General features: G+C 58.8%; 5 protein-coding genes and 2 pseudogenes. 2 read left to right on the top strand and 5 right to left on the bottom strand.

Annotated elements, in window-relative coordinates:
- The 3 genes from nirB to P792_RS24685 all read right to left on the bottom strand — a co-directional run.
- Window positions 1-2,589, bottom strand: a 2,589-nt coding sequence (gene nirB, locus P792_RS24695; RefSeq protein ID WP_035439434.1) for a nitrite reductase large subunit NirB, incomplete at its 3' end; no start/stop codon positions are given.
- A 17-nt stretch (window positions 2,590-2,606) separates the two neighbouring features.
- Window positions 2,607-4,130: an alginate export family protein gene (locus P792_RS24690; RefSeq protein ID WP_023977963.1), complete on the bottom strand. Its 1,524-nt coding sequence runs from the start codon at window positions 4,128-4,130 to the stop codon at window positions 2,607-2,609.
- Window positions 4,127-5,332, bottom strand: coding sequence for a NarK/NasA family nitrate transporter (locus P792_RS24685; RefSeq protein ID WP_023977962.1), 1,206 nt, complete (start codon window positions 5,330-5,332; stop codon window positions 4,127-4,129). The genes P792_RS24690 and P792_RS24685 overlap by 4 nt, the downstream gene beginning before the upstream one ends.
- Before the next feature lie 405 nt (window positions 5,333-5,737).
- On the opposite strand from P792_RS24685, the gene P792_RS36960 reads away from it, so the two are divergent.
- Window positions 5,738-5,890 carry a hypothetical protein gene (locus tag P792_RS36960; RefSeq protein ID WP_023977961.1) on the top strand — a complete coding sequence of 51 codons (153 nt, stop codon included), beginning with the start codon at window positions 5,738-5,740 and terminating at the stop codon, window positions 5,888-5,890.
- Here P792_RS36960 and P792_RS36465 read toward each other — a convergent pair.
- Window positions 5,879-6,043, bottom strand: a pseudogene (locus P792_RS36465) (IS481 family transposase); the annotation flags it as partial. The gene P792_RS36960 and the pseudogene P792_RS36465 overlap by 12 nt on opposite strands.
- A gap of 329 nt (window positions 6,044-6,372) precedes the next feature.
- Window positions 6,373-7,476, bottom strand: a complete 1,104-nt coding sequence (locus P792_RS24680) for an IS110 family transposase (RefSeq protein ID WP_369794205.1) — start codon at window positions 7,474-7,476, stop codon at window positions 6,373-6,375.
- Between the two features lie 108 nt (window positions 7,477-7,584).
- On the opposite strand from P792_RS24680, the pseudogene P792_RS24670 reads away from it, so the two are divergent.
- Window positions 7,585-8,706: pseudogene (locus tag P792_RS24670) on the top strand (IS3 family transposase); the annotation flags it as partial.

Genomic DNA, 8,706 nt, shown 5'->3' with positions numbered 1-8,706 from the left:
CCAGGCGACCACACCTGAATTGGGAACGAGATCTCCCTCCTCGCACAGTGTCTGCCAGTCACGGGGACCGACACCCGCCGGACTGCCGGAACCATTTTCCGCAGGTCTGACCTGATCACGCTCGGGCACGGTCTGCACGTTCGGGTCGGGTCGGCTGTCATTGACAAAGGTCCGGAACCGCTTGAGCTTGTCCCGATCCGAAAGTGCATCGCGCCATTCGCAGTGATAGCTGTCCACAACGCTCTGCATCTGGCGCTCGAGCTCGTCAGCAATGCCCAGGCTGTCCCTAATGATGACATCCCTGAGGTAATCGAGACCGCCTTCGAGAGTCTCCCGCCAGACGGAGGTCCGCTGAAGCTTGTCGGCCGTGCGGATATAGAACATCAGGAAACGATCAATATATCGGACGAGAGTCTCCGAATCGAGATCGGTCGCGAACAGTTCAGCATGCCGCGGACGCATGCCCCCGTTGCCGCAGACATACAGGTTCCAGCCGTTTTCAGTGGCAATCACCCCGACATCCTTGCCCTGCGCCTCCGCGCATTCGCGCGTACAGCCGGACACCGCGAATTTCAGCTTGTGCGGGCTGCGCAGTCCTTTGTAGCGGTTTTCAAGGTCGAGCGCCTGACCGACACTGTCCTGCACGCCGTAACGACACCAGGTACTCCCCACACAGGATTTCACGGTACGGGTCGACTTGCCATATGCGTGACCGGTCTCGAAACCCGCCTCGATCAGTTCAGCCCAGATATCGGGAAGCTGATGGATCTGCGCGCCGAACAGGTCAATGCGCTGTCCGCCCGTAATCTTGGTATAGAGCCCGTATTTCTTTCCGACCTGCCCCAGAACAATCAGCTTGTCCGGCGTGATCTCGCCGCCCGCAATACGCGGCATGACGGAATAAGTGCCGTTTTTCTGCATATTGGCCATGAAGGTGTCATTCGTGTCCTGCAGCGGAATATAGGCCGGATCGGTGATCGGCCTGTTCCAGGCAGAGGCAAGGATCGACCCGACTGTGGGCTTGCAGATATCGCAGCCCAGTCCGCCATTGCCATGCTTCTCCAGCAGCTCGCCAAAAGTCCGTATATTGTGAACCCGGACAAGCGCATAAAGCTCCTGTCGCGTATGGGAAAAATGTTCGCACAGGGAATGATCGACCTCGATCCCGCGTGCGGACAATTCCGTTTCGAACACGGATTTGAGCAGACCCGCACATCCGCCGCAGCCTGTCGAAGCCTTGGTCTGCGTCTTCAGCGCACCGAACTCCGTGCATCCTCCTTCAATGGCCGCGCTGATCGCCCCTTTGGTGACATTATGGCACGAGCAGATCATCGCCGTATCGGGCAGTGAATCCGCACCCAGAAGCACCGCACCCTCACCGCGGGGCAGGATTAGGGCAGCCGGATCGGCTGGCGGCCTGATGGCATTTTGTACGAATTGCAGGATCGTATCGTAGTAGGAATTATCGCCCACCAGCACGGCACCGGTTATGCGCTTTCCATCGGCTGAAAGCACAAGACGGCGATAGGAACCGTCCGCCTCCCCGATAAAGCGATAACTGGTCGATCCGGGTTCGGCCCCCTGTGCATCGCCGATCGAACCGACGTCCACCCCGAGCAGTTTCAGCTTTGTGGACATGTCTGCCCCGGTAAAGGCCGCATCTTCCCCCGCAATGACGGCCGCCGCTGTACGCGCCATGGTGTAGCCCGGTGCAACAAGACCGAAAACACGCTCCTGCCACGACGCACACTCGCCAATCGCAAAGACATGCGGGTCACTGGTGCGGCACTGGTCATCCACCGCAATCCCACCGCGTGCGCCCGTCTCCAGTCCGCAACCACGCGCAAGCGCATCATTGGGCCGGATCCCGGCCGAAAATACGACAAGATCGGTTTCCAGCATGGATCCGTCCGCAAAGACCAGTCTGTGCCGCAGGGTTTCCCCCGGCTCGATCGCCTGCGTTGCATGCGCGGTACGCACATCGATCCCCATGGTTTCGATCCGGTGACGCAACGCCCGCCCGCCCTCCTCGTCGAGCTGGACCGGCATCAGGCGCGGTGCAAATTCGACCACGGCCACATCCAGCCCGAGGGACTTGACCGCATTGGCCGCTTCCAGGCCCAGCAGACCGCCGCCGATTACCACGCCATGCCGCGCACCCTGTGCCGCCACGCGGATCGCATCGAGATCGTCGAGCGTACGATAGACGAGGCCGGCCGTTCCAGAATTGCCCGGCACAAACGGCACAAACGGATAGGAACCGGTCGCAATCACAAGGGTCCCATAGGGAAAATCTCCCTGTCCGGTGCGGATCATCCGGGCCTCGCGGTCGATGGCCGTCACAGCCACACCAAGATGAAGCGTGATCCCGTGCGCATCATGAAAACCTTCCTCATGCAGGCGCAGGGAAAGAGCATCCTGTCCGGTCATGTATTCGGTCAGATGCACCCGGTCATAAGCGGCGTGCCGCTCGGCTCCGAACACGTGGATCCGGTGCGTCTCGTGCAATCCATGACTGACGAGCTGTTCGGCGCAGTAATGGCCAACCATGCCGTTGCCGATGATGATGATATTGGTCGTGTCAGTCATGTCCGGAATGTCCTTTTTCAGAACTTGAGCATCATGGTCTGCATGATGAAGACGCCGCTACGGGCACCGGCCCGTAGCATGGCGTGCGAGGCGGAAAAGCCCGCGAAATCCTGGGTCCACGTCCAGTGCGGCGCGAAATTCCAGGCGGCCTGTGCCTGGGGTATGGTACCAATATAGCCCCCTGACAGTCTGTCACGCCAGGAATAGGTCTTTCCAACAGCATAGACGGCATCATTGGTACTCTCCCGCCAGAAAAACGGAAGATGCAACTTGATATGAAAGGTCGATGACGGCGCAAGATCAAGCAATGGTCCAACACCGACAAGATTTTGCGATGTAAGCGACAAGGTTACGTCATTGTAATAGGGCAGCGGAAAACAGGGCGTGGCAAAGGTACCGACCGCCTCGCCCTGCGAGCGGTAGGAGCCGCCCGAAAACAGATCGGCCTGCACACCGAGACTGGGTTTCCAGGCTCTGGCAGACGCGGCGTAAAGAACAGCCGCATTCACCGCATAAGCCCGGACGGCCCGGTTCGGCAGGGTCCGGTCTACCGGACGGTACTGCCCGCCCTGGAACACGCCTGTCAGATTGATCGCGATCGGCCCTGCCTTGCCCCACAGCCGCGCACCCACATTGTCACGCCGTGTCGATCCGGCCTGCGTACGGCCCTGGGCCAGCAGGGGCTGGGCAGCCAGGGAACCGGAAAAGAGATAACCGATATAGAACAGATCAGCGAAGAGCTGTCCCGGCTTGCCCCACAGTCTGAAGCCCGGAAGAGCCGTCGAGCTGTACCCACCGAACATCCGCGCAGCATAGTTCGTCCCGTCTGAGAAAATCCCGACAGGCAGCTTGTTGGTCTGTGCGAAATCGAACAGATCGAGCCGTGTCCGCTTCCAGATCGCATAGCCGCGCACCCCGTCCCATGTCTGCTGCGCATTGGTCAGATCACGCGCGGACTGCATCGAGACCGGGGCATCGAGAAACACCTGCCGACCTCCGATGACACCTGCCTTCGCGCCCAGAACGGTGCCATGTATCTCCAGAATACCCTGTTGCAGGTCCAGCCGTTCGCGCTGGATACCGGTCTGATACCCGTAATAATTCGAGCCACCAGCCAACGCCTGAAGCAGTTCGGCATAGACCCGGACATGCTTTCCGATATGCAGATCCGCACCATACTGGCTGCGCAGGAGCAGACGGGAGGCATCTGTCTTGCCTGCCGTCCCCATCAGGGGCTGGTTCTCGAAAATATACCGTAGCCGCTCCTCACCGAAAAAACTGATCCAGATATCGCCCTTGTCTGTCAGGGAGACATGCTTGAGACGCGAGAACCAGTCGCGCGGGCGCTTCTGACCAGGTATCGTCGTGATCGTGGACCAGTCTTGTGCCCAGGAGACCTGTCCGACCCCGCCAACCGTCCCGAAACCCGCCGCCGCGCCATCGCCCGTACTGAAGACACCATACGGCCCGGCAGCGGCCTGTGCTGCAAGCAGTGCGAGAAAGACCGGAAGAGCCGACAGCGCACAAAGCCACCCCTTCATATTTGCCCGCCGGAAGCGAGGCTCCGGGTTGACGCCCAGCGCGTATGAGCCAGCCATACAGAGAGCAGACCGAATGACGAGAAAGCAGCAAACACTAGAAAAGCCGCCCCGTATCCCCCTGTCGCATGACGGATGGTCCCCAGAAGAACCGGCAGACAAAACCCGCCAATCCCGCCGCTCATGCCGACAAGTCCAGTCAGGATCCCCACGGATTGTGGAAAACGAGTCGGCACGAGCTGGAATACGGCACCATTTGCAAGACCCAGAACCATCATGCCGACAAAAAAGGCGCCTAGTGCAAGTATAAGGGATGGTAGACCGATACCGATCGATAAATAGATAAAGCTGGCGGCGGCAAAGAGGATGGCCAAGGCACGGATTCCTCCGATTCGGTCAGCTAGAGCGCCACCCAGTGGCCGAACGAAAGATCCTGCAAAAACAATGGTTGCGGTACAAAACCCTGCTGTCGCAGGCCTTAGGCCGTACTGATCATTGAAATAGATGGTCAGAAAAGAGGCCAGACCGACGAACCCGCCAAAGGTTACGGCATAAAATCCCATCAGGATCCAGGCATCACACCGGCGCAGCAAAGGTCCCCAGGCGCGCAGCCCCCCGCTCGAGCGACGCTGGGGTGGCTCTCGGGATATTGCTAGAAACACGATCAGCACAACTGTGAGCGGTATGACCGCGAGCCCAAGGACGTTCACCCAGCCAAACCTGACGGCAAGAACAGGCGCAACCAGCGCTGCAAAGGCGGTGCCGGAATTTCCGGCGCCTGCGATGCCCAGAGCTGTCCCCTGATACTGAGGGGGATACCAGCCCGAAACCAATGGCAGTGCCACAGCAAAAGACGCACCTGCTATCCCTAGCAGAAGGGCAAGTGGAAACATCGCCACATATGAGGAGGGCGACGCAAACCATGTCACGATCAATCCCAAAATTACAGTGACCTGTGCTGCAATCGCGCTTCGGCGCGCTCCAAAGAGGTCCACGCAGGCCCCAAGCACGACACGAAAAACGGCGCCTGCCAGCACCGGCATCGCCACCAGAAAGCCCTTCTGACCTGCGTTAAGATGCAGGTCGTGAGAGATTGCAATTCCTAGAGGACCGAGTAGCACCCAGACCATGAAAGAAAGGTCGAAATACAGGAAAGCAGCGATGAGTGTCGGCAAGTGGCCGGCTTTGAAGAATGACCTGTCCAAGGTAGTTCCCGAATGGCAGCATGCGCGACGGCGCAAGCCACCAAGCCCTCAAGGCATCAGGGCCGCCCTTGGCCCTGAATTCGATCATGATGCTTGTGAGGCCAGTGCCTCCATTGACACGGCTTTAAACTAGAAGTCTTTTACCAGGTGTATCGATCCGATGTCAAAACGAAATACATAAAGAAGCAACATTACGGGTATGTAATTAATGGGATATGAAGCCGCAGGGTAACCTGCATAGCATTTTCTATCGATTAGCATGCGCGCAGAATTTGATGCCTTTGAATATCAGCAAGCCCCGAAATTAAGCATCTGAATTATCACAAGCATCAAAGGCGTTGCCTTTTGAACAAAGCAGACGATAATTTCTATTTTTATGGTTCAAATCACTCTTGAGGGGCTGTAATGAATTCAATCGTCAGTCAGATCGGTGATCTCGCTGAGGCTGGCGAGCGCATGATCGAGCGACTACGCCGTAAGGCTTTCCTGCCCGATAGCCGCAAAGGACTCAATGTGCGCATTGGCATTGCCGACGCTGCCCAGTTGCTAGGTGTTTAGTCCCGGGGTTTGATGGGTTGGATTGATGATGAATCTTTCTGGCTCTGAGGTCCATATTTTGCAGATATATTCGTAAGGTGTGAGGCCACTCAGCGTTTTGAGCCTTCGCCCGAAATTATAGGCTGCCATGAAGTCGTTGAGGTGTGCCCTCAGAGGTGGCCCCGGTTTTTCGGACAGGGGGTTAAGCTCTCATGACCGTCATATGGGGAATGTAGCTACGGCAATCTTACACCAGACTGGCGTCTGATGTGACCAAAAACTGATGATGAACCTGACAGGTGTGCCGCGAGCCGATCGACGACGATTGATCATGCTCTCATCCGCGGATTGGCTACCGCATTTCCCATTTCCGTCGTGGGCCTTCCTCTCTCTATAGACGGGCGTCGGTCGAGACCTGCCCCAGCTTAAAACGAGGGTTACCCATCCTGCCTGGTCTTCGCGGCACGCCCGTCAGGTCCAATGATCGGGCGCGGAATTCTCTGTCAGATTGGCTGTATGCGTCGGCCGATATCCCAGATGAACCCGACCAGCTCGCGGGCGATCGCCGTAATCACTTTTGGCAGGGCCTTTCCGGTTGATGCCAACGAGCGGTAGCGCTGACAAAGACGGACCTGAGCTTTCCACGCGATGGCCCTGATATCCTCCGGCAAGCCTTCGACGCGCATTTGATATCGCCTCTCTTCGCGCGCCGGCAGGCGATACGACCATGCCGCCTCTACCAGCATCGCCCGTGCCTCCCGGTTCCCCGTCTTTGTTATCGCACCACGGCGGGTGCGGGTGCCGCTGGACGCCTCGGAGGGAACCAGGCCAAGCCAGCCCATCAGTTGCTTGGGCGTATCAAAGCGACTGAGATCGCCAATTTCGGCAGCCAAGGTCGCGGCCACCACGAGCCCGACACCACGGAGGGCCTGCAACGCCTGAACCAGAGGAGCCAGCGACCATTGCGGCAGTGCTTCCACCAGCATGGAGTCCAGCCTGTCGCAGCGATGCTGCGCCTCCTCAATCCGCCGGATGCCCTCACCGAACACGAATTGCTGATGCGGTGCGTCGAAGGCCTGCTCACCGAGCCAGCGCCAATGCGCCTTGGTCCAATTCGATCGCCCGGTGAATTTGCGCCCATGGCGGAGCAGGAAGCTCAATACTGTTTGCTGGCTGGCAACCAGATCCTGTTTCGCCTGCCGACGTCCCCGGATCAGATCCCGGATGGCTTCGTGCGCCTCGTCCGGCACCCAGATTGCCGTCAGTTCGCCCGAGCGCAGCAGGCGCGCTAGCATCTGGGCGTCGCGTCGATCGGTCTTCACCCGATCCGCCGACTTGCGCGGGATGACCGACGGCGCGATGACGCTGCATTCCACGCCCAGGTCAGTCAACTGACGATGGATACCATATCCACAGCCGCCTGCTTCATAGCAGAAGTGGAGCGTGACATCGGGCGCTGCCAGGCGTGTCACCAGGCGCCGTATGGCAGCGCCCGTGTTGGGAATAGTCCCGTGGAACCGGATTTCTCCCGATCGCCCGTCATTGGCGACCGCCACGGCAATTGTCTCCTTGTGAACGTCCAGGCCAATGAATTTCGCAGTCGACATTGTCATTCTCCTCTCCTGACAAAGTGAGCTTACGCTCCCCCTGACCTCGGAAACCGAGGCGAATGACGGTCATTGGGTCTATAGACCGGCCTGAAAGAGGACGGGTTTATGGGTAAGGTTACGCGGAAACGGTATTCGTGTGAGTTCAAGTCCCGGGTTGCGCTGGAGGCGATCCGGGGCGAGCAGACGCTGGCAGAACTGGCGTCGAAGCACGGCGTGCATCAGACGATGATCGCCCAATGGAAGCGCCAGGCGATTGAGGGCATGTCGGCAACGTTCTCCGGCAAGCAGGCAGCTGAGGCGACAATCAGCCCGATCTTCGCGTGGAGAAACTCCACGCGAAGATCGGGCAGCTCCTGGTGGAACGGGATTTTTTACGGGATGCCTCTGTGCGGTTGGGCGTGCTCAGAGGCGGCAAATGATTGACCTGAAGCGGCCCCGGCTATCCGTGGTGCGGCAATGCGCGCTGCTGCAGCTCAACCGATCGGGCGTTTACTACCGGCCCGTGCCGGAGAGTGAGACCAGCCTGGCTTTGATGCGGCTGATCGACGTGCAGTTTCTGGAGACGCCCTATTACGGGTCGCGGCAGATGACCCGGCATCTCAAGAGGCTTGGTCATGATGTCGGGCGCAAGCGCGTTCGTCGGCTCATGGCGACGATGGGGCTGCAGGCGATCTATCAGAAGCCACGCACGACCGTGCCGCATCCGGCGCATCGGAAATATCCGTATCTGCTGCGGGATCTGGTGATCGACCGGCCTAATCAGGTCTGGTGCTCGGACATCACCTACATCCCTATGCGCAAAGGCTTCCTCTATCTGGTTTCGATTATGGACTGGGCGACCCGCAAGGTTCTGTCCTGGCGGCTGTCGAACACGATGGATGCCGAGTTCTGCATCGATACCCTTCAGGAGGCGCTGATCCGCTACGGGGCACCGGAGATTTTCAATACGGACCAGGGCTCGCAATTCACGACACCCCGGTTCACGGACGTGCTGGAGCAAAGACAGATCCGCATCAGCATGGATGGGTGTGGCCGCTGGCTGGACAATGTCTTCATTGAGCGTCTGTGGCGGTCTCTGAAATACGAATGCGTCTATCTGTACGCGTTCGAGACAGGATCAGAACAGCGAGCCGGGCTCACCGCATGGATCGCGCACTACAACGCAAAACGTCCGCATTCGGCACTGGGTGGACGAACGCCCGATGAGGCGTATCATGACGTGCCGAC

The sequence above is a fragment of the Asaia sp. SF2.1 genome, assembly GCF_000505765.1.
Taxonomy (GTDB): domain Bacteria; phylum Pseudomonadota; class Alphaproteobacteria; order Acetobacterales; family Acetobacteraceae; genus Asaia; species Asaia bogorensis.
Note: the sequence above shows the minus strand (reverse complement) of the source record. Positions and strands in the feature narration are given on the sequence as shown.